At 56.9% G+C, this 22,062-nt stretch carries 17 protein-coding genes; 7 read left to right on the top strand and 10 right to left on the bottom strand.

The features are described 5' to 3' along the window. The first annotated feature begins 74 nt into the window (after positions 1-74). The gene (gene iagB, locus CKK19_RS17105; RefSeq protein ID WP_022647598.1) at positions 75-515 is read left to right on the top strand and encodes a type III secretion system invasion protein IagB; all 441 of its coding nucleotides are present in this window, start codon (positions 75-77) and stop codon (positions 513-515) included. A gap of 134 nt (positions 516-649) precedes the next feature. Next, positions 650-2,476, top strand: a complete 1,827-nt coding sequence (locus tag CKK19_RS17100; protein WP_063853946.1) for a chitinase — start codon at positions 650-652, stop codon at positions 2,474-2,476. Positions 2,477-2,620: 144 nt separating this feature from the next. Here CKK19_RS17100 and CKK19_RS17095 read toward each other — a convergent pair whose 3' ends face one another. From CKK19_RS17095 to aqpZ, 8 genes are all read right to left on the bottom strand, one after another. Then, positions 2,621-3,634 carry an NAD-dependent epimerase/dehydratase family protein gene (locus tag CKK19_RS17095; RefSeq protein ID WP_022647600.1) on the bottom strand — a complete coding sequence of 338 codons (1,014 nt, stop codon included), beginning with the start codon at positions 3,632-3,634 and terminating at the stop codon, positions 2,621-2,623. A gap of 92 nt (positions 3,635-3,726) precedes the next feature. Further along, the gene (locus CKK19_RS17090; RefSeq protein ID WP_063152057.1) at positions 3,727-5,163 is read right to left on the bottom strand and encodes an SDR family oxidoreductase; all 1,437 of its coding nucleotides are present in this window, start codon (positions 5,161-5,163) and stop codon (positions 3,727-3,729) included. 10 nt (positions 5,164-5,173) lie between these two features. Beyond that, positions 5,174-6,175, bottom strand: a complete 1,002-nt coding sequence (ltaE, locus tag CKK19_RS17085) for a low-specificity L-threonine aldolase (protein WP_063853947.1) — start codon at positions 6,173-6,175, stop codon at positions 5,174-5,176. Positions 6,176-6,213: 38 nt separating this feature from the next. Then, positions 6,214-7,932 carry a ubiquinone-dependent pyruvate dehydrogenase gene (poxB, locus tag CKK19_RS17080; protein ID WP_022647603.1) on the bottom strand — a complete coding sequence of 573 codons (1,719 nt, stop codon included), beginning with the start codon at positions 7,930-7,932 and terminating at the stop codon, positions 6,214-6,216. A 238-nt stretch (positions 7,933-8,170) separates the two neighbouring features. Beyond that, the gene (hcr, locus tag CKK19_RS17075) at positions 8,171-9,139 is read right to left on the bottom strand and encodes an NADH oxidoreductase (protein WP_023299707.1); all 969 of its coding nucleotides are present in this window, start codon (positions 9,137-9,139) and stop codon (positions 8,171-8,173) included. Between the two features lie 10 nt (positions 9,140-9,149). Beyond that, positions 9,150-10,802, bottom strand: coding sequence for a hydroxylamine reductase (gene hcp, locus CKK19_RS17070; protein ID WP_058676871.1), 1,653 nt, complete (start codon positions 10,800-10,802; stop codon positions 9,150-9,152). Between the two features lie 144 nt (positions 10,803-10,946). Beyond that, on the bottom strand, positions 10,947-11,846 hold the full coding sequence (locus CKK19_RS17065) for a lysine exporter LysO family protein (protein WP_022647606.1): 900 nt from the start codon (positions 11,844-11,846) through the stop codon (positions 10,947-10,949). A gap of 177 nt (positions 11,847-12,023) precedes the next feature. Beyond that, positions 12,024-12,719: an aquaporin Z gene (aqpZ, locus tag CKK19_RS17060; RefSeq protein ID WP_026080729.1), complete on the bottom strand. Its 696-nt coding sequence runs from the start codon at positions 12,717-12,719 to the stop codon at positions 12,024-12,026. 291 nt (positions 12,720-13,010) lie between these two features. On the opposite strand from aqpZ, the gene CKK19_RS17055 reads away from it, so the two are divergent. Next, positions 13,011-14,669, top strand: coding sequence for an ATP-dependent endonuclease (locus CKK19_RS17055; RefSeq protein ID WP_023299709.1), 1,659 nt, complete (start codon positions 13,011-13,013; stop codon positions 14,667-14,669). Here the strand turns inward: CKK19_RS17055 and CKK19_RS17050 are convergent. Further along, the gene (locus tag CKK19_RS17050) at positions 14,666-15,622 is read right to left on the bottom strand and encodes a VirK/YbjX family protein (RefSeq protein WP_063853949.1); all 957 of its coding nucleotides are present in this window, start codon (positions 15,620-15,622) and stop codon (positions 14,666-14,668) included. The two genes, CKK19_RS17055 and CKK19_RS17050, sit on opposite strands and share 4 nt — an antisense overlap. Positions 15,623-15,781: 159 nt before the next feature. Here CKK19_RS17050 and macA point away from each other — a divergent pair, with 159 nt between their 5' ends. Further along, positions 15,782-16,897: a macrolide transporter subunit MacA gene (gene macA, locus CKK19_RS17045; RefSeq protein WP_023305794.1), complete on the top strand. Its 1,116-nt coding sequence runs from the start codon at positions 15,782-15,784 to the stop codon at positions 16,895-16,897. Further along, the gene (gene macB, locus CKK19_RS17040; RefSeq protein WP_058676869.1) at positions 16,894-18,834 is read left to right on the top strand and encodes a macrolide ABC transporter ATP-binding protein/permease MacB; all 1,941 of its coding nucleotides are present in this window, start codon (positions 16,894-16,896) and stop codon (positions 18,832-18,834) included. Before macA ends, macB begins: the two co-directional genes overlap by 4 nt. A gap of 70 nt (positions 18,835-18,904) precedes the next feature. Here macB and cspD read toward each other — a convergent pair whose 3' ends face one another. Continuing rightward, a complete protein-coding gene (gene cspD / locus CKK19_RS17035) occupies positions 18,905-19,126 on the bottom strand; it encodes a cold shock-like protein CspD (protein WP_006174390.1) in 222 nt (73 codons plus the stop codon). A gap of 267 nt (positions 19,127-19,393) precedes the next feature. Between cspD and clpS the strand changes: the two genes are divergently transcribed. Beyond that, complete coding sequence (gene clpS, locus CKK19_RS17030; RefSeq protein ID WP_006174393.1) at positions 19,394-19,714, top strand: ATP-dependent Clp protease adapter ClpS; 321 nt, start codon at positions 19,394-19,396, stop codon at positions 19,712-19,714. A gap of 27 nt (positions 19,715-19,741) precedes the next feature. Then, positions 19,742-22,021: an ATP-dependent Clp protease ATP-binding subunit ClpA gene (gene clpA / locus CKK19_RS17025; RefSeq protein ID WP_022647611.1), complete on the top strand. Its 2,280-nt coding sequence runs from the start codon at positions 19,742-19,744 to the stop codon at positions 22,019-22,021. Positions 22,022-22,062 lie beyond the last annotated feature (41 nt).

Below are 22,062 nucleotides of genomic sequence, written 5' to 3'. Positions count from 1 at the left end.
GAGGGGGAGTAATTAAAAATTCATTTTACAGGATGTTTCTAAGGAGAAATAACCAATAAAGTCAGCAGGTAAAAATGAAAAAGCTCATTTTGTTGTTATTAATAATAAGCCAGGGCGCTCTGGCAAACTGTTGGGATAAAGCGGCGCGTTATTATCATGTCGACCCTTATTTACTGTACGCGATAGCGAATGTGGAATCCGGTATGAATCCGTACGCGGTTGGGCAAAACCGCGATGGCACGCGGGATGTCGGGCTGATGCAAATCAACAGCTCGCATTTTACCGCGCTGGAAAGCAGAGGCATCGATGAGTATCGCTTAATGACCGAGCCGTGTACCTCCATCATGGTGGGTGCCTCCATTCTCTCCGGAATGATAAGAGTATATGGCTATAACTGGGAAGCGGTAGGCGCTTATAACGCCGGGTTGAAGAAAGAGAATTATCCGCAGCGGATGAAATATGCCCATAAGGTCTGGGCTAAATATCAGCAATTAAAATTAGCAGCACGTGATTAACGTTTTTTATTTTTGAAGAATTCCTGAAGGTGTTCTTCGAAAAGTGAAAACAGCTGAATGTGGTTTATGTATTAACGGAATAATACCTAAGCCGGGATATTAACATTTAATTTGAAACGAACAGGAAAACTGAAATGAACAAAAGGACGTTACTGAGTGTACTTGTTGCTGGTGCTTGCGTTGCACCTTTTATGGCGCAGGCCGCCTCTTTGCAGGCGACCACCGGCGAGCCGTACACCATGAAAGCCAGCGATCTGGCGAAGAAAGAGCATGAGCTCACTAACTTCCCGCTGATGGCCTCCGTTAAAGAGACTATTCAGACCCTGGACAACGCGCAGGTCGAACTGATTGAGCCAGGCCGCGCGGCGAACCCGGACAACGTCAAACGCGTTGAAGGGATTGTGAAAGCCAGCGACTGGGAATATCTCTTCCCGCTGCGTGCACAGGCTTATACCTACAGCAACTTCCTGAAAGCCGTGGGTAAATTCCCGGCGCTGTGTAAGACCTACAACGACGGTCGTGACAGCGACGCTATCTGCCGCAAAGAGCTGGCGACCATGTTTGCCCACTTTGCCCAGGAAACCGGCGGCCACGAAAGCTGGCGTCCGGAAGCCGAATGGCGTCAGGCGCTGGTCCACGTGCGTGAAATGGGCTGGAGCGAAGGGCAGAAGGGCGGCTATAACGGCGAATGTAACCCGGACGTCTGGCAGGGACAGACCTGGCCTTGCGGTAAAGACAAAGACGGCGATTTCCTGAGCTATTTCGGACGCGGTGCGAAACAGTTGTCCTACAACTACAACTACGGTCCATTCTCTGAAGCGATGTACGGCGACGTGCGTACCCTGCTCGATAAACCTGAGCTGGTGGCGGACACCTGGCTGAACCTGGCCAGTGCTATCTTCTTCTTCGCCTATCCACAGCCGCCAAAACCAAGCATGTTGCAGGTGATCGACGGTACATGGCAGCCGAACGATCACGATAAAGCCAACGGCCTGGTCCCGGGCTTCGGTGTAACAACCCAGATCATCAACGGCGGCGTTGAGTGCGGCGGCCCGACTGAAATTGCGCAGTCTCAGAACCGTATCAAGTATTACAAAGAATTTGCGAACTACCTGAAAGTCCCTGTTCCGGCGAACGAAGTGTTGGGTTGCGCCAACATGAAGCAGTTTGACGAAGGTGGCGCAGGCGCCCTGAAGATTTACTGGGAACAGGACTGGGGATGGAGCGCGGATACCCCGGACGGCAAGACTTACTCTTGCCAGCTGGTGGGTTATCAGACACCGTTCAGTGCGTTCAAAGAGGGCGACTACAGCAAGTGCGTGCAGAAGTTCTATAACGTGAATATCGTGAATGACGACGGTTCCTCGGTGACGCCGGACGAAACCCCGGTCACGCCAACGCCAACACCTTCAGAAGATGTTACGCCGGCCCCAACGCCAGCGCCAGTTCCGGATGAAACTCCGGTTGAACCTGTCGCGGTGAACCACGCGCCGGTTGCGCAGATTGCGGGCCCAATCGGTGCCGTTGAAGCGGGCGCGCAGGTTTCTCTGAGCGCGGAAGGCTCTACCGACGCAGACGGCAACAAGCTGACCTACACCTGGCGTTCTCAGGATGGCCAGACCGTGACCGGCGAAGATAAAGCGGTGGTGACCTTTAAGGCGCCTGAGTCTGCAACGGCGCAGCAGTATGAAGTGAGCCTGACCGTCAGCGATGTCGAGCTGAGCAGCACCACGTCTTACCTGCTGAACGTGAAAGCGAAAGCGGCAACGCCATCCGGAGAAGATACGTCTTACCCGGCATGGAGCGCGAACAGCAAGTACAACGCCGGTGATATCGTGAATAACCACGGTAAATTGTTCCAGTGCAAACCGTTCCCGTACAGCGGCTGGTGTAACAGTGCGCCGACGTACTATGAGCCGGGTGCAGGCCTGGCATGGGCTGAAGCCTGGACGGCTCTGTAAAAGCAAACGGCAACCCTCGGGTTGCCGTTTTAATGTTTGCACCCTCTACCTGTGGGAGAGAGCCGGGGTGAGGGCATCAGTCCGCACTCTCTGTTTTTTGCCGGGTGGCGCTGCGCTTACCCGGCCTACATGAGGCTGGAACGCTTACCGGTGTAACTTCCCGTGATCCCGCAACCACGCCGCCGTACGCACTATCCCTTCATCGAGCGAGATAATCGGTTTATACCCCAGCTCGTTCTCCGCCCGAGAAATATCCAGCGTAAAATCAAAGTTGAGCTTCGACACACCGTAATGCGTCAGCGCAGGCTCTTTTGCCGATTTACTGCCAAAGCGCTCCATGCTGCGGGCAATCATGTCCAGCATCGGGTAGGGAACAGAACGGATCCGGCAGTCGATTTTTAACTCATCAATCAGCCTTTGCACAATGCTGCGCAGGGTACAGGGTTCGCCGTTGGTGATGTTATAGGCGCGGCCCGACACCAGCTTATCGCACTCCGGCTGGCTCGCCAGCCACATGGCGTGAACGGCATTTTCGTAATAGGTCATGTCTACCAGCGCATCGCCGCCGCGTGGTAACAGCACGCTGCCGTAATGGTGCATCATCTGGGCCAGTCGCGGGATAAAGACTTTGTCGTGCGGCCCAAACAGGCTCTGTGGTCGCAGCACGGTAAAGCGGGTGTGCGGATTTGACTGGGCCAGCAGGTCGATCACCTCTTCGCCAGCCGCTTTACTGCGGGCAAATTCACAGGCAAAGCGCGCAGGGCGGAAATCTTCCTGAATATCACGATGATGGTGATAATCAAAATAGAGCGACGGGGAAGAGATATGAATAAAGTTACGCACGCCCCAGGCGACGGCCCATTCGCCCAGACGGCGCGTGGCGCGCACGTTGGCGAGATCGAAGGCTTCCTGGGTACCCCACGGGGAGGTAAAACTGGAGCAGTGCCACAGCGTATCGATACCGGCGAGCATCACCTTGGCCTGAGAGGAGACCAGCTCCGTCAGGTCGGCATGGACAAACTCAGCGCCCATTTTTTGCAAGAGCTTGCCCATCGCCTCGTTGCGACCGGTGGCCCTCACGCTGATGCCTTTGTTGCGCAGAAATTCGACCGCATTTCGGCCTAAGCCGCTGGTCGCCCCGGTAACCAGTACCTTCATAACAATCCACTGTGTTGAAAAGAATTTCGTGCGCATTCTTTCGTGAATTACGATGTGTTGCAATGGGAAAGGTGAAAGAAAAAGGGTTTTATTTAATTACTTTCCCGCTTTTCTTCTGCCAGTTGCGCAATCCGTTTCGCCATTCCGCGGAAGATAAACAGGTGTGCCGGGATCATCAGCAGCCAGTAAAACAGGCCGGGCATTCCGTGCGGGTGCCACCACGCCCGAACGTCCAGCTCGCGGTGATCGCCTTTGTCTTTAAGGGTGAAGCAGAGCCGCCCCAGCCCCGGTGCCTTCATGCCAAACAGCAGCGCCAGCTGTTTTTCCGGCTCAACGATGATCACCTTCCAGCTGTCGACCGTATCGCCCACGTTCAGATACGGGGCGGCAGGACGGCCTTTTGCCAGCCGGTGACCCACCAGCAGATCCAGCGCGCCGCGCGTTTGCCAGAGGATATTGCCGAAGAAATAGCGCTCTTTGCCGCCGATCTGGTTCACAACGTCCCACAGCGCTGAGAGGCTGGCAGTGGTTTTTACCGTACAGCCCGCCTGTTTTGGGTAATAGCCGTACTCGGGCCGCCAGCGGGCAAACGCCTGCGCGTCGTAGCCCCAGTCACTGGAGTTCACCAGCTTCTCTTCTTCTTTCAGCGTATTGCGTACGGCATCGTCGAAGGGGATCAATTCCTGAGGGATCAAGGCACGCAGTTCACGATCGTCCGCCAGCAGATCGTGTTTCAGTCCCTGTATAAGCGCTTTGGCAGTCGTCGGCGGCACGGAGGTGATCACATTCAAAAACCACACCGAAATCCAGCGGGTCGGAAAGGGGACGGGCACCAGCCAGCGGCGGCGGCCACTCACCCGCATAAAATGTTCGAACTGCGCCTGATAGCTCAGCACTTCCGGGCCAGCCGCCTCCAGCACGCGATGCGCCGCCGCCGGGTGATCCAGCAATGCCACCAGATAGTGGAGTAAATTCTCCAGCGCAATGGGCGTGGTGCGCGAGCGTACCCAGCGCGGCGGTGTCAGCACAGGCAGGTTGTAGACCATATCGCGCATCACTTCGAACGCGGCGGAACCCGCGCCAACGATGATCCCTGCCCGCAGTTCGGTGACGGGGATACGGGCGCTTCGCAATGTCTCTGCCGTCAGTTGCCGGGCGCGCAGATGGTCTGACTGCTCGTTCTCAGGCGCCTGAAGCGAGCTTAGAAAGATCACCTGCTTTACCGGCGTTTGCAGCAGCGTATCACGTACGTTCATCGCCACCTGACGCTCGTGGGCGATAAAATCGCCGCCTTCGCCCATGCTGTGAACAAGGTAGTAAAGCGTATCGACCCCTTCCAGCAGCGCAGGAAGCGCTTTCGGCCAGTTAAGGTCAACGTTGTGACACGTCACGCCAGGCAAATGTAGCTTTTGCAGGCGTTCCGTGTTGCGTGCCACTGCCAGCACCTGGTGCCCCTGCTGGCTTAACGCAGTGGTCAGATGCTGACCGATATACCCGCTGGCACCGAGCACCAGAATACGTTGCCGCACGGTATGCTCCTTAACGCTGTAAAAACGCCTGCCAGTGTTTCACCACCTCGGTCAACTGCTCGCGGTTAACGTCAAGATGCATCACCAGTCGCACGATCGGGGAGGCGTTGATCAGCACGCCTCGGGCTTTCATAAATTCGCCCAGCGCGGCAGCATGCTCATTGCCGACGCGGACAAACAGCATGTTGGTGTCATGACGCATGACATCAGCGCCGATTTCACGCAGCTGCGCTGCCATCCACGCCGCATTGTCGTGATCGTCTTTCAGGCGTGACACGTTATTTTTCAGAGCGTACAGTCCGGCAGCCGCCAGAATACCCGCCTGACGCATCCCGCCGCCGGTCATTTTGCGCCAGCGGTTGGCGCGTCTGATGTAGTCTGCATTGCCAACCAGCAGGGAACCTACCGGCGTGCCCAGCCCTTTTGAGAGGCAAATGGTGAACGAGTCGCAATATTGGGTGATCTCTTTCAGCTCGCAGCCGTACTCCACCACGGCGTTGAAGATACGTGCGCCGTCAACGTGCAGGCCGAGCTTGCGCTCGCGGGTAAAATCCCATGCTGCTTTCAGGTATTCGCGCGGCAGAACTTTACCGTTATGGGTGTTTTCAAGGCTCAGCAGTTTAGTGCGGGCGAAGTGAATATCGTCGGCTTTGATTTTTGCCGCGACTTTGTCCAGCGGCAGCGTACCGTCCGGCGCAGCATCGATCGGCTGCGGCTGAATGCTGCCAAGCACCGCCGCGCCGCCAGCTTCGTACAGGTAGTTATGCGCCCCCTGGCCGACGATATACTCTTCGCCGCGCTCGCAGTGGCTCAGCAGCGCCACCAGGTTAGCCTGCGTGCCGGTGGGCAGGAACAGGGCAGCCTCTTTACCGCTCAGCTCGGCCGCATAGCGCTGGAGTTCGTTGACCGTCGGGTCATCGCCGTAGACGTCGTCCCCGACCGGGGCGGCCATCATCTCTTCGAGCATGGCGCGGCCCGGACGGGTAACGGTATCACTACGTAAATCAATCATTTCACATCCCTTTCATTTAAGAGGTCTTGTGAAATGTTTTACCTGAGCCAGTTGGTTTTTGCCAGTTCGATCACTTCGTCACCGCGCCCGCTGATGATGGCGCGCAGCATGTAGAGGCTAAAACCTTTAGCCTGTTCCAGCTTGATTTGAGGCGGGATTGCCAGCTCTTCTTTGGCGACCACCACATCCACCAGCACCGGGCCGTCGATGGAGAAGGCACGTTGCAGGGCTTCGTCCACCTCTGAGGCTTTCTCCACCCGAATACCGGTGATACCGCAGGCTTCGGCGATGCGGGCGAAGTTGGTGTCGTGCAGCTCGGTGCCGTCCGTGAGGTAGCCTCCGGCCTTCATCTCCATCGCCACAAAGCCCAGCACGCTGTTGTTAAAGACCACGATTTTCAGCGGAAGCTTCATCTGCGCCACCGACAGGAAATCCCCCATCAGCATACTGAACCCGCCGTCGCCGCACATCGCCACCACCTGCCGTTCCGGTGCCGTCGCTTTTGCGCCCAGCGCCTGCGGCATGGCGTTGGCCATTGAGCCATGGTTGAACGAGCCAAGCAGGCGTCGTTTGCCGTTCATTTTCAGATAGCGCGCGGCCCAGACGGTGGGCGTACCCACGTCGCAGGTGAAGATGGCATCGTCGTCGGCGAAGTGGCTGATCTGCTGCGCCAGATACTGCGGGTGGATCGCTTTTTCGCTCGGTTTGGCGAGATCGTCCAGCCCCTTACGCGCATCGCGATAGTCGCTCAGGGCTTTATCGAGGAATTTGCGGTCCGTTTTTTCTTCCAGCAGCGGCAGGAGGGCGGCGAGGGTGGATTTAATATCGCCGATAAGCGCCATATCCACCTTGCTGTGCGCGCCGATGCTACCGGGATTAATGTCGATCTGGATAATTTTCGCATCCGTCGGGTAGAACGCGCGGTACGGGAACTGGGTGCCGAGCAGGATCAGCGTATCGGCGTTCATCATGGTATGGAAGCCGCTGGAAAAACCGATCAGCCCGGTCATGCCCACATCGTACGGGTTATCGTATTCAACGTGCTCTTTCCCGCGCAGGGCGTGCACAACTGGCGCCTTCAGCTTAGCGGCAAATTCCACCAGCTCTTTATGCGCGCCGGCACAGCCGCTGCCGCACATCAGGGCGATATTGCTGGAGTATCGCAGCAGTTGCGCCAGCTTTTTTAGCTCTTCATCCGCAGGGGTAATGGTTGGCTGTGGCGCAGAGTACCAGTGGGTGGTGGCGGTTTCAGGTGCGGCCTTCAGCGCCACGTCCCCCGGCAGCACAACCACCGAAACCCCGCGATTCAGGATCGCCTTACGCATGGCTATCGCCAGCACCTGTGGGATCTGCTCCGGCGACGAGACCAGCTCGCAGTAGTGGCTGCATTCACGGAACAGCTCCTGAGGATGCGTCTCCTGAAAATAGCCGCTGCCGATTTCGGATGACGGAATATGTGCGGCAATCGCCAGCACCGGAACATGGTTGCGGTGACAGTCGAAAAGACCGTTGATAAGGTGCAGGTTTCCCGGTCCGCAGGAACCTGCACAGACGGCGAGTTCGCCCGTGAGCTGCGCTTCGGCACCCGCGGCAAAGGCGGCGACCTCTTCATGGCGGGTGGGCATCCATTCAATGGTCTTCATCTTGTTGAGGCTGTCGCTGAGTCCGTTCAGCGAATCGCCGGTGACGCCCCAGATACGCTTTACGCCAGCCTGCTCCAGGGTTTTCGCTATGTATGCAGCCACGGTTTGTTTCATGGTGGTCCTTCTCCTTTATGTGATATCGCTTACAAGCTTAGAAGAAAGTCACTGTATTGGCTGCCTGGTATTCCATACGCACAGGCAGTAGGCACAACGTAAGCCGGGTAAACGCAGTGTCACCCGGCAAAAAGCCCGGTGGCGCTAACGCTTACCGGGCCTACGAAGAGCCAACATGTACAAAGTAGGCCGGGTAAACGCAGTGCCACCCGGCAACAAATGGGGGCACTGCGCCAGATTATGCCAGCACCAGGTCCCCCTGCGGATGGCATGAACACGCCAACACGTAACCCTCTGCAATTTCCGCATCGGTCAGCGTCATGGTGCTGGTGACGGTGTATTCACCGGAAACCACCTTCGTCTTACAGCAGCCGCACACACCCGCGCGACAGGCTGCCGCTACCGGCACGTTATTGCTTTCGAGCGCTTCAAGCAGCGTGGTGCCCACGCGACCAAAGAAGGTCTGCGCCGGTTGCAGCTTCGTGAACTTCATCCCGCTGGTCGCCGCTGCCGCTACAGGCGTGAAGAACTGCTCTTTAAAGAAGCGGGTCACGCCGAGCGCTTTCACTTCTTTCTCCACGATCTCCATGTACGGCGCCGGGCCGCAGGTCATCACGGTACGATCCGCAATGTCCGGCACGCTTTGCAACATTTCGCGGCTCAGACGCCCCGCGACAAAACCGTGCGTCGCGTTGTGCTCAGCCACCAGGGTCACCGGATAATTTCGCCATTCCTCGGCAAAAATCACATCTTCCGGGGAACGCACGCTAAAGATCACCTGCACGTCGGCCTGAGGACGGTATTTCGCCAGCCAGCGGCGCATCGACATAATCGGCGTTACACCACAGCCTGCCGCCAGAAGCAGGAATTTGTCTTCCTTCTTGTCGTCACAGGTGAACTCGCCCTGCGCGTCAGACAGCCAGATGTAATCCCCGCGCTTCACGTCACGGGTCAGCCACCGGGAGCCTGCGCCGTCATCAATACGACGGACGGTGAGCGTTATGTATTCGCTCACGCCCGGCGTGGAGGAGATCGTGTAGGCGCGCAGGGTATCCGCCGAATTACGCACACTCACCAGCGCATACTGACCTGCGCGGTACGGGTAGTAGTCATGGCACAGCAGCGACAGTGTCCACACATCCGGCGTCTCCTGTTGGATGTGATGAACCTGCATCCGCCACGGACATTGTGAGGTTGGCATGGTCATGAGTTACTCCTTACGCGCTCAGCAGTTGCTTCATATCATCTTCAACGTTGGTCACGGAACGCAGACCAAATTTCTCGTTCAGGATGGCCAGCAGGTCCGGCGTCAGGAAGCCTGGCGCGGTCGGCCCGGTGATGATGTTGGTCACGCCGAGAGAGAGCAGGGTCAACAGAATAACGATCGCTTTCTGCTCGAACCAGGAGAGCACCAGCGACAGCGGCAGATCGTTCACGCCGCAGCCCAGTTTCTCTGCCAGCGTGACCGCCAGAATGATGGCTGAATACGCATCGTTACACTGACCAGCATCCACCAGGCGTGGCAGACCTTCGATGTTGCCGAAGTCCAGCTTGTTGAAACGGTATTTACCGCAGGCCAGGGTCAGGATCAGACAGTCTTCCGGAACGCGGGTGGCGAAATCGGTGAAATAGTTACGTTCCCCGCGCGCGCCGTCACAGCCGCCGATCAGGAAGATGTGACGCAGTTTTTCGCGGCTGACGAGGTCAATCAGGGAATCCGCCGCACCCAGCAGGGTCTCACGGCCAAAACCGACGGTGATGAGGTGCGGAATTTCACTGTACGGGAAGCCTGCCATCTGCTGCGCCTGCGCGATAACCGGACCGAAATCATCGCCTTCAAGGTGGCTCACGCCCGGCCAGCCGACGATGCTGCGGGTCCAGATTCGGTCGTCATACGCGCCCACGGTAGGGTCGATGATGCAGTTAGAGGTCATGACGATTGGGCCAGGGAAGCGGGCGAACTCCACCTGCTGGTTCTGCCAGCCGCTGCCGTAGTTACCGATCAGATGCTTAAATTTACGCAGTTCCGGGTAGCCGTGCGCGGGCAACATTTCGCCGTGGGTATAGACGTTAACGCCGGTGCCTTCGGTCTGCTTCAGCAGGTTGTAGAGATCTTTCAGGTCGTGGCCGGAGATCAGGATGCATTTACCTTCGGTCGCTTTGACGTTGACCTGCGTCGGCGTTGGGTGACCGTAGGTGCTGGTTTCACCGGCATCCAGAATGCTCATCACTTTGAAGTTCATCTGGCCGATTTCCATCGAGCATTCCAGCAGGGCGTTCATGTCGGAAGGCCAGGTGCCCAGCCATGCCATGATTTTGTGGTACTGGGCATAAATGTCGTTGTCGTACTGGCCGAGTACGTGCGCGTGCTCCATATACGCCGCAGCACCTTTCAGACCGTACAGGCACAGCAGGCGCAGGCCGAGGATGTTCTCGCCAATCGCCGCTTTGTCTTTATTAGGAGTAAATTCGGCGGCCTGACGCTGTAGCTCGCCCAGGTCGTCGCTCACCAGCTGTAGTTCCGCCATCGGGTTGTCCACGCGGGCGCTGGCGTCGGCATTCAGGCATTGCGCTTTCAGGGCTTCACGCAGGGCAATCGCTTCGCGGGCATAGCCCACAATGCGTGGCGAATCGAAGTTAACGTTAGTCAGCGTGGAGAAAAATGCGCGCGGCGCAAAGCTGTCGACATAGTGATCGACAAGGCCATATTCACGGGCCTTGAAGGCCCAGGCGGATAAGCCTTGCAGCGCCGCAATCAGCAGGTCCTGGAGATCGGACGTTTCTGCGGTTTTGCCGCACATACCCTGCGCGTAAGAGCAGCCGTTGCCTGCCGGGGTACGGATGGTTTGTTCACATTGCACACAAAACATAATCACACCTGTTAAAGTTATATTTGAAATACATGTTTAAGGTTATGCCTGTGCCACATCGGAGAAAAGTGCTTTCTTATACTAAGTGGAGGGTTATTGATTTAGCGCAATTTTGGCGGCAGGTTCACTACCGCCAAAGCAGTATCAGGCTGAGAAGAACGCCATCAGAATGGGGACCAGCAGGCTCAGAATAAAGCCGTGTACAATAGCGGCAGGAACCATCTCCAGACCTCCCGAGCGCTGTAACACCGGCAGGGTAAAGTCCATTGAGGTGGCCCCGCACAGGCCCAGCGCGGTAGAGCGGCTGCGGCGTACCAGGCCGGGGATCAGCATGATGGCTATCAGCTCGCGCGCCAGATCGTTAAAGAAGGCGGCGCTGCCGATCACCGGACCAAACGATTCGGTCAGCAGAATACCGGAGAGCGAATACCAGCCAAAACCGGATGCCATCGCCAGGCTGGTTTTCAGCGGCAGATCGAGAATAAAGGCGTTAATCACTCCCCCCGCCATTGAGCTGGCCACAACGATAACGGCAACCATCATGCCCCGGCGGTTCAGGACAATCTGCTTCAGCGTCATGCCATTATTTCGCAACTGAATACCGATCAGGAAGAGCAGGAAAATCAGCGTATATTCGCTGGCTTCCGTAGCGTGCTGTAAAAAAGCCCATCCGGTTAGCCCCAGTAAAAAACCGAGCACCACCACGCCGCACAGCTTTAATGATTCCAGCGCCATCGCAATTCGGGAGGGAAGCTTTTCCTGATGGTGGTGATTTTTCCAGGGAATAGTGCGTTCCAGCCAGAACAGCGCGGCAATATTGCACAGCAGAATAACCACTACCGTAACCGCAGAATAATGCAGGATGGAAAGCAAGTTCGTCGCCAGATTATCCAGGAAGGCCAGGCTGATCCCCATAAAGAACAGAATGACGTAAACAATCCAGCTGAGAAAACGATTAATAAGCTTTAAGGCCGATTCATGACGCAGCGGAATAAGGTAGCCCACAATCAGGGGCAGAAGAATGATGAGGAGTCCTGAGAACATGAACAGCCGGTCCTTTTGAGTATCATTTAAGCGCCAGAGACACTACCCAATAAAGGCTGTACAGTAAAGCGGCAAAAGAAAGCCGGGTGGCGGCTGCGCCTTACCCGGCCTACAAAGTGCACACTCACGTAGGTCGGGTAAGCTTTAGCGCCACCCGACATTACAGGCCGCACTTAATTAATCGCGTTTTTCCAGCAGGGTGCGATACAGCACGCCGCCCAGAATACCGCCAATAATTGGCATCACCCAGAACAGCCACAGCTGTTCAAGCGCCCAGCCGCCCTGGAAAATAGCCACCGCGGTGCTACGTGCCGGGTTAACGGAGGTATTGGTCACCGGGATGGAGATCAGGTGGATAAGCGTCAGCGCCAGACCAATAGCAATGGGGGCAAAGCCCGCAGGCGCGTATTTGTCCGTTGCGCCGTGGATCACCAACAGGAAACCTGCGGTGAGCACAATTTCAATCACGATAGCAGACAGCATTGAGTAGCCGCCTGGAGAGTGTTCGCCGAAGCCGTTTGACGCAAATCCGCTGGCCGCGGCGTCAAACCCGGCTTTTCCGCTGGCAATGACGTACAACACCGCCGCGGCAATAATACCGCCAATAACCTGGGCAATAATATAGCCAATAATATCTTTCGCCGGGAAACGTCCGCCCGCCCATAAACCTAACGTGACGGCCGGGTTGAAATGACCGCCGGAAATATGCCCCACGGCGAATGCCATGGTTAATACGGTTAAACCGAATGCCAGCGCGACGCCGACAAATCCAATACCTAATTCCGGAAATGCGGCTGCCAGTACTGCGCTACCGCAGCCACCAAACACCAGCCAGAATGTACCAAAGCATTCTGCCGCTAATTTTCTGAACATAACCACCTCAATAATAAACGTCCGCGCCCATTCCTGCGCGCGGGTTATATCGCCATAAAGGGATGACGACTCAAAGAGCCAGTATTTTGAAACCATCAACATCCCTTCGCCACTCAAATAAATTCACTAAATTTGATTTAAGGCAATGTGATGTCAATCCTTGTTCAGAACGGAGGTAATTAGAGCATAGCCCAATAATTAAGGGGGCGTATATTCTGCTGTCGTGACCTACAGCCTGCCGCTATACTGCTGATAACTTGAAGGAAAAAGTGGCCGAAATGCGGGGGATGTATGCTACTCGAACGTGTGGAGATTGTCGGGTTTCGCGGGATTAACCGCCTGTCGCTGCAACTGGAACAGAACAACGTCCTGATAGGCGAAAACGCCTGGGGTAAATCCAGCCTGCTGGATGCCCTGACGCTGCTGCTTTCGCCCGAAGAGAACTTGTACCACTTCGTCCATGATGACTTCTGGTTTCCGCCGGGGGATGTCAACGGGCGCGAGAAACACCTGCATATCATTCTGACCTTCCGCGAATCCGAGCCCGGTCGCCATCGCGTGCGTCGTTTTCGCCCTATGTCGCCCTGCTGGGTGCCCTGTGAAGATGGGTTCCAGCGTATTTTCTATCGCCTAGAGGGCGAAATGGCGCAAAACGACGGGGTATTAACCCTGCGTGAATTTCTTGATGAGAAGGGGAATCCGATCCCGCTCGATAATATTGACGAGCTTGCCCGCCATCTTATCCGCCTCTCCCCCGTGTTGCGCTTACGAGACGCGCGCTTTATGCGGCGGATCCGTAACGGCACCGTGCCGAATATGCCCGAGGTGGAGGTGACCGCCCGCGAGCTGGATTTCCTCGCCCGTGAACTGGTCTCACGGCCGCAGAACCTCACCGACGGCCAGATCCGTCAGGGACTGTCTGCCATGGTCCAACTGCTGGAGCACTACTTCTCCGAGCAGGGAACGGGGCAGGCGCGCCACCGCCTGATGCGCCGCCGCTCGCACGACGAGCAACGAAGCTGGCGCTATCTTGATATTATCAACCGCATGATCGACCGCCCCAGCGGGCGCACGCATCGGGTGATCCTGCTGGGATTATTCTCCACGCTGTTACAGGCGAAAGGGACGGTGCGCCTGGATCGGGACGCGCGCCCGCTGCTGCTGGTAGAAGATCCGGAAACGCGGCTGCACCCGATTATGCTTTCCGTGGCGTGGCATCTTCTTAATCTGCTGCCGTTGCAGCGTGTCACCACCACGAATTCCGGCGAGCTGCTCTCCCTGACGCCGGTGGAGTATGTCTGCCGCCTGGTGCGTGAATCCTCGCGGGTCACCGCCTACCGGCTCGGGCCCGGCGGGTTAAATGCCGAAGATGGCCGACGCATTGCGTTTCATATCCGTTTTAACCGTGCCTCTTCCCTGTTTGCCCGCTGCTGGTTGCTGGTGGAAGGGGAAACCGAAACCTGGGTGATAAACGAGCTGGCTCGCCAGTGCGGACACCACTTTGATGCCGAAGGGATCAAAGTGATCGAATTTGCTCAGTCTGGCTTAAAGCCGCTGATCAAATTTGCGCGCCGGATGGGGATAGAGTGGCACGTGCTGGTGGATGGCGATGAGGCGGGTAAAAAATATGCGGCGACCGTGCGCAGCCTGCTCAATAACGATCGGGAAGAGGAGCGGGAACATCTGACCACGCTGCCCGCGATGGACATGGAGCACTTTATGTACCGCCAGGGATTTGACGACGTCTTTCACCGCGTGGCGATGATCCCGGTGGATGTGCCCATGAATATGCGTCGGGTGATCGCCAAAGCTATCCATCGGTCGTCAAAACCGGATTTGGCCATTGAAGTCGCGACGGAAGCGGGCAGGCGGGGCGTGGAGTCGGTGCCCACGCTGCTGCGTAAAATGTTCTCCCGCGTCCTCTGGCTGGCACGCGGGAGAGCCGATTAACGGGCAGTCGCCTGCGATACCTGTTGGATCAGGCTATCAAGCAGGGCATAGCGGCGGCGGTATTCGGACCGTTTTTTACTCGCAATCTCTTCCATCGGTTTGCGTGGCATGGTCAGAGGCAGGGCAAAGTTGCCGTTCTCCTGCTGCTGTCCGCCAAGGGAGCGCCAGAAGCTGTCATAGTCAGCCAGCAATTTTCCCTCTTTTTTCTTGCGATAGCGCCAGCTGCGGTAGATGTGGGTGGCGTTACTCACCGCGAGGATCTGCTCGACGGGGAAGGCGCCTGCCAGCGCCATGACCGCTTCAACCAGCAGACGTTTTGGGAACAGTCCGTGACAGGCTTTGGTCGCCAGCTGAATGTGCTCGTGCGGGACATGCGCTTTCGCCCCCTGCATTCCGCCGATGAAGAGCGTTGACTTGCCCTGGTATTTGCACAGCGTAAAGGTCAGCTCGGCCAGCACCGTGTTCTGGTGGTCGCAAAAAGTGAGGGTCGCTTCCCCTTCTTTGTCCAGAAACGCATCCGCGCTCAGGCGAACGCTAAACTGCTGCTCCTCTTTGCCCGTTAACGTCACCAGCGTGATGCCCTGGCTGGAAAGGTAGCCGTTCAGCAGTGACGCCGGAAGATGGCGGCTCATCATCTGATAGTGATTGTCCAATGCGTCCAGCGTATTCTGACGGCCCATATTGACGGTCAGCCACGGTCGGTGCAGGCGGCACGGCAGGCCGGGCTGCACGCGCAGGATCTGCATCAGACGGGGCTGTTTTGCAAGGTTTCCGAGCAGGCGCGCAGTGGTGAACGGCGTTGCCAGCGAGCGCAGCATAAACTTATGTCGATAGGCCGGATTTTGCCACGCCAGCCCCGGCGTGAGGGAACCCGATGCCAGGCTTTTAAACAGTTGCCAGCCCGATTTAGGCTGGGACAGCGTTGAATAAGGTGTATCGACGATGGAAGACATGTTAGATCCTGCTTCTGGTGGAATTTCGCTATTTCAGCAGGCGCTTTATCAACATCGGGTAAACAATTCCCGACGATAACGGGGATCGGGGGTTTCGTTGAGGAGTGGTTTAGATAAAATCAACGGTGATGATAGCCAGAACAATTATTTGGAATATTTATGAACCTGAAGGGAAAACGCAGAAAGCTGTTTCTGCTGCTGGCGGTAGTGGTGTTAGCAGGCGGATTCTGGTTATGGAAGGTACTGAACGCGCCGGTACCCCAGTATCAAACGCTGATTGTTCGTCCGGGCGAGCTGCAACAAAACGTGCTGGCGACGGGGAAGCTGGATGCCCTGCGTAAGGTTGACGTGGGCGCGCAGGTCAGCGGTCAGCTTAAAACCCTGTCGGTTGAGATTGGCGATAAGGTTAAAAAAGGCCAGTTGCTGGGCGTGATCGATCCTGAGCAGGCGCAAAACCAGATCCGCGAAGTGGAAGCGACGCTGATGGAGTTGCGCGCGCAGCGCGCTCAGGCTCAGGCGGAGCGTAATCTCGCTCAGGTCACCCTGTCGCGCCAGCAGGCGCTGGCGAAAACGCAGGCCATCTCGAAACAGGATCTGGACACAGCCGCCACGGAGCTGGCGGTGAAGCAGGCGCAGATTGGCACCATCGATGCGCAAATCAAGCGGAATCAGGCCTCGCTGGATACGGCGAAAACCAACCTCGATTACACGCAAATCGTTGCGCCAATGGCCGGGGAAGTGACGCAGATAACCACCCTGCAAGGCCAGACGGTCATCGCCGCGCAGCAGGCGCCGAACATCCTGACCCTGGCGGATATGAGCACCATGCTGGTGAAAGCCCAGGTATCTGAAGCGGACGTCATTCACCTTAAGCCGGGGCAGAAAGCCTGGTTTACGGTGCTGGGCGATCCGCAAACCCGCTATGAAGGGATGCTGAAAGATATCCTGCCGACGCCGGAGAAGGTCAACGACGCCATCTTCTACTATGCGCGTTTTGAGGTGCCTAACCCGCAGGGCGTGCTGCGTCTGGACATGACCGCTCAGGTGCATATCCAGCTGACCGGCGTGAAAAACGTGCTGACGGTTCCGCTCTCCGCGCTGGGCGAATCCGCCGGGGATAATCGCTACAAAGTTAAGGTGCTGCGCAACGGTGAAACCCGCGAGCGGGAAGTGGTGATTGGCGCACGTAACGACACCGACGTGGTGGTGGTAAAAGGGCTGGAAGAGGGTGAGGAAGTGGTCACCAGCGAAAGCCTGCCTGGAGCCGCGCAATGACGGCGCTGCTTGAGCTGAATGACATTCGTCGCAGCTATCCGTCCGGCGACGGGCCGGTGGAGGTGCTGAAAGGCATCTCCCTGCGCGTTGAAGCCGGTGAAATGGTGGCGATTGTCGGGGCATCGGGCTCGGGTAAATCAACGCTGATGAACATTCTCGGCTGTCTGGATAAGCCTACCAGCGGCACCTATCGCGTGGCCGGGACGGATGTTTCCACCCTGGACGGCGACGCGCTGGCGAAGCTGCGTCGCGAGCATTTTGGCTTTATCTTCCAGCGTTACCATCTGCTTTCACACCTGAGCGCGGCGCAGAATGTGGAAGTGCCGGCGGTGTATGCGGGCGTCGAGCGCAAAAAACGCCTCGAACGCGCGAAGGCGCTATTAACGCGTCTTGGGCTGGCGGAGCGTGTTGATTATCAGCCTTCGCAGCTTTCCGGCGGTCAGCAGCAACGCGTGAGTATTGCCCGCGCGCTGATGAACGGTGGGCAGGTGATCCTCGCCGATGAGCCAACCGGTGCGCTCGACAGCCATTCCGGTGAAGAGGTGATGGCGATCCTGCATCAGCTTCGCGATCAGGGGCATACGGTGATTATCGTCACCCACGATCCGCAGGTGGCAGCGCAGGCGGAACGCATTATCGAGATCCACGATGGCGAGCTGGTCAGCAACCCGCCGCCACGTCAGTCCAGAGCGGCGGCGCCGAAAGAGCCGCTGCCGGCCGCAACCGGCTGGGGCCAGTTTTCCAGCGGTTTCCGCGAGGCGCTGACCATGGCCTGGCTGGCGATGGCGGCCAACAAAATGCGCACTCTGCTGACCATGCTTGGCATCATTATTGGTATTGCCTCAGTGGTGTCGATTGTGGTGGTGGGCGATGCGGCGAAACAGCTGGTGCTGGCAGATATTCGCGCCATCGGGACTAACACCATCGACGTTTACCCCGGCAAAGATTTTGGCGACGACGAGCCGCAGTATCAGCAGGCGCTGAAGTATGACGATCTGGCGGCTATTCAGAAGCAGCCGTGGGTGAACTCCGCCACGCCTGCCGTCTCGCAAAACCTGCGTCTGCGCTACGGCAACATCGACGTGGCGGCCAGCGCTAACGGCGTCAGCGGAGATTACTTCAACGTCTACGGCATGACCTTCAGCGAAGGGGCGACCTTCAACGCTGAACAGCTGGCGGGCAGGGCGCAGGTGGTGGTGTTAGACGCTAACTCCCGCAGGCAGCTGTTCCCGAATAAGACCAATGTGGTGGGGGAAGTGATCCTCGTAGGCAACATGCCAGCGACGGTGATCGGCGTGGCGGAAGAGAAGCAGTCGATGTTCGGCAGCAGTAAAATCCTGCGCGTCTGGCTGCCGTACACCACCATTTCCGGGCGCATCATGGGGCAGTCATGGCTTAACTCTATTACCGTTCGAGTGAAGGAGGGCTACGACAGCGGGCTGGCGGAACAGCAGCTGGAGCGGCTGTTAACCCTGCGCCACGGGAAAAAGGATTTCTTCACCTGGAATATGGATGGCCTCTTGAAAACGGCGGAAAAGACCACACGTACTCTTCAGCTGTTCCTGACGCTGGTGGCGGTGATTTCGCTGGTCGTCGGCGGGATAGGGGTGATGAACATTATGCTGGTGTCGGTGACCGAACGTACGCGGGAGATCGGCATCCGCATGGCGGTCGGAGCCAGAGCCAGCGACGTGCTGCAGCAATTTTTGATTGAAGCGGTGCTGGTGTGTCTGGTGGGCGGTGCGATGGGGATTGCGCTCTCGATGATGATCGCCTTTGCGCTCCAGCTCTTCTTACCGGGCTGGGAGATTGGCTTCTCGCCGATGGCGATCCTGACGGCGTTTTTATGTTCCACCTTCACCGGTATTCTGTTCGGCTGGCTACCGGCGCGAAACGCGGCGCGGCTGGATCCGGTGGATGCGCTGGCGCGCGAATAACCCGAAAATAAAAATGCCAGCCGATCGGGCTGGCATTTTGCCTGCAGGGTGTACACAATGAATCAGAGAGCTATGCAACCGCTTCTGCTTCAACGGGGACGATCAGACTGGCATGATTGCCTTTTGGCCCCTGGTGTACATCGAACCGGACGGACTGCCCGGCTTTGAGCGTCCTGTAACCATCCATCTGAATGGTGGAATAGTGAGCGAAGATATCCTCGCCGCCGCCTTCGGGGCAAATGAAGCCAAACCCCTTGGCGTTGTTGAACCACTTAACAGTACCCATTTCCATGCTTCGACATCCTTCGTAAATCTTATAAATTAAGATGGAATGAACCGGTGGTGGAGTGGGGGCTGTTCAAAACCTCGCCAACTCACGCTTGTACAATTTAGAGAAACGGAAGAAGCCGTCAAGCGTTTGGCGCTGGAGTTGGGACAATAATCAACCAAAATTTGAGGCAGTTAACGCTATTGCAACAGTTTGTGACAGACATCGCGGATGACAGTAATAGATGATTGTTATCTAACATCTGAGGTAGATTCAAAGTGGTTATGCATAATGGGTAAGACCAACGATTGGCTGGATTTTGACCAGCTGGCGGAAGATAAAGTGCGCGACGCGCTAAAACCGCCATCTATGTATAAAGTTATGTTAATGAACGATGATTACACGCCGATGGAATTTGTTATTGACGTGCTACAAAAGTTCTTTTCTTATGATGTTGAACGTGCAACGCAACTGATGCTTACCGTTCATTATCGTGGCAAAGCGATCTGCGGCATCTTTACTGCCGAAGTAGCGGAAACCAAAGTAGCGATGGTGAACGACTATGCAAGGGAGAACGAGCATCCGTTGCTGTGTACGCTGGAAAAGGCCTGATAAGGCATAAAATTGGGGGAGGTGCCTATGCTCAATCAAGAACTGGAACTCAGTTTAAACATGGCTTTCGCCAGAGCGCGTGAGCACCGACATGAGTTTATGACCGTCGAGCATTTGCTGCTCGCACTGCTTAGCAACCCATCTGCCCGCGAAGCGCTGGAAGCCTGCTCCGTGGATCTGGTGGCGCTACGTCAGGAACTCGAAGCCTTCATCGAACAAACCACACCGGTGCTGCCAGCCAGTGAAGAAGAGCGCGACACACAGCCGACGCTCAGCTTCCAGCGCGTGCTGCAGCGCGCGGTTTTCCACGTCCAGTCTTCCGGACGTAGCGAAGTGACGGGCGCCAATGTGCTGGTCGCCATCTTCAGTGAGCAGGAGTCCCAGGCGGCCTACCTGCTGCGTAAACACGAAGTCAGCCGGCTCGACGTGGTCAACTTCATCTCTCACGGAACGCGAAAAGACGAGCCTAACCAGGCATCGGATCCCAGCGGACAGATCAACAGCAATGAAGAGCAAGCAGGCGGGGAGGATCGTATGGAAAACTTCACCACCAACCTTAACCAGCTTGCTCGCGTTGGCGGTATCGACCCGCTGATTGGCCGCGACAAAGAGCTGGAGCGTGCCATCCAGGTGCTGTGCCGTCGCCGTAAGAACAACCCGCTGCTGGTGGGGGAATCTGGCGTGGGTAAAACCGCGATTGCCGAAGGTCTGGCCTGGCGCATTGTGCAGGGCGACGTGCCGGAAGTGATTGCCGACTGCACCATCTACTCGCTGGATATTGGCTCGCTGCTGGCGGGCACCAAATACCGCGGTGATTTTGAAAAACGTTTCAAAGCGCTGTTAAAACAGCTGGAGCAGGACACCAACAGCATCCTGTTTATCGATGAGATCCACACCATCATCGGCGCAGGCGCGGCTTCCGGTGGTCAGGTAGATGCCGCCAACCTGATCAAACCGCTGCTCTCCAGCGGCAAGATCCGCGTGATGGGCTCTACGACGTACCAGGAGTTCAGCAACATCTTTGAGAAGGATCGTGCGCTGGCGCGTCGTTTCCAGAAAATCGACGTTACCGAGCCGTCGGTTGACGAAACGGTGCAGATCATCAACGGTCTGAAAACCAAGTACGAAGCGCACCACGACGTGCGTTACACCGCGAAAGCGGTGCGTGCGGCGGTGGAGCTGGCGGTGAAATACATTAACGATCGTCATCTGCCGGATAAAGCGATCGACGTGATTGATGAAGCGGGTGCGCGTGCGCGCCTGATGCCAGCGAGCAAGCGTAAGAAAACCGTGAACGTAGCGGATATCGAGTCCGTGGTGGCCCGTATCGCACGTATCCCTGAGAAGAGCGTCTCTCAGAGCGACCGTGATACGCTGCGCACCCTCGGCAATCGCCTGAAAATGCTGGTCTTTGGTCAGGATAAAGCCATTGAGGCCTTAACCGAAGCGATTAAGATGGCCCGTGCTGGCCTTGGGCATGACCACAAGCCTGTCGGTTCCTTCCTGTTCGCCGGCCCGACCGGTGTGGGTAAAACCGAGGTAACGGTGCAGCTCTCCAAAGCGCTGGGCATTGAGCTGTTGCGCTTTGATATGTCCGAGTATATGGAGCGTCACACCGTCAGCCGTTTGATTGGTGCGCCTCCGGGCTACGTGGGCTTTGACCAGGGCGGCCTGCTCACCGACGCGGTGATCAAGCATCCGCACGCGGTACTGCTGCTCGATGAAATCGAGAAAGCGCACCCGGACGTGTTCAACATCCTGTTGCAGGTGATGGACAACGGGACACTGACCGATAACAACGGGCGCAAGGCCGATTTCCGCAACGTAGTGCTGGTGATGACCACCAACGCCGGGGTGCGTGAAACCGAGCGCAAATCCATCGGCCTGATCCATCAGGATAACAGCACCGATGCGATGGAGGAGATCAAGAAGATCTTCACGCCGGAGTTCCGTAACCGTCTGGACAACATTATCTGGTTCGATCACCTGTCTACCGAGGTGATCCATCAGGTGGTGGATAAGTTCATCGTCGAGCTGCAGGTTCAGTTGGATCAGAAAGGCGTGTCGCTGGAAGTGAGCCAGGAGGCCCGCAACTGGCTGGCCGAGAAAGGCTACGACCGTGCGATGGGTGCCCGTCCGATGGCGCGTGTGATTCAGGACAACCTGAAGAAACCGCTGGCGAACGAACTGCTGTTTGGATCGCTGGTTGACGGCGGCCAGGTGACCGTGGCGCTGGATCAGGCGAAGAACGAGCTGACGTACGATTTCCAGAGTGCGGCGAAGCACAAGCCGGAAGCGGCTCACTGAGTTGAAAGGTAAAAGCAAAACGGCAACTTCGGTTGCCGTTT

This window comes from Enterobacter sp. CCUG 70166 (assembly GCF_020224095.1).
GTDB lineage: Bacteria > Pseudomonadota > Gammaproteobacteria > Enterobacterales > Enterobacteriaceae > Enterobacter > Enterobacter intestinihominis.
The sequence above is the reverse complement of the archived record's forward strand: the minus strand, read 5'-3'. Positions and strand labels throughout refer to the sequence as shown.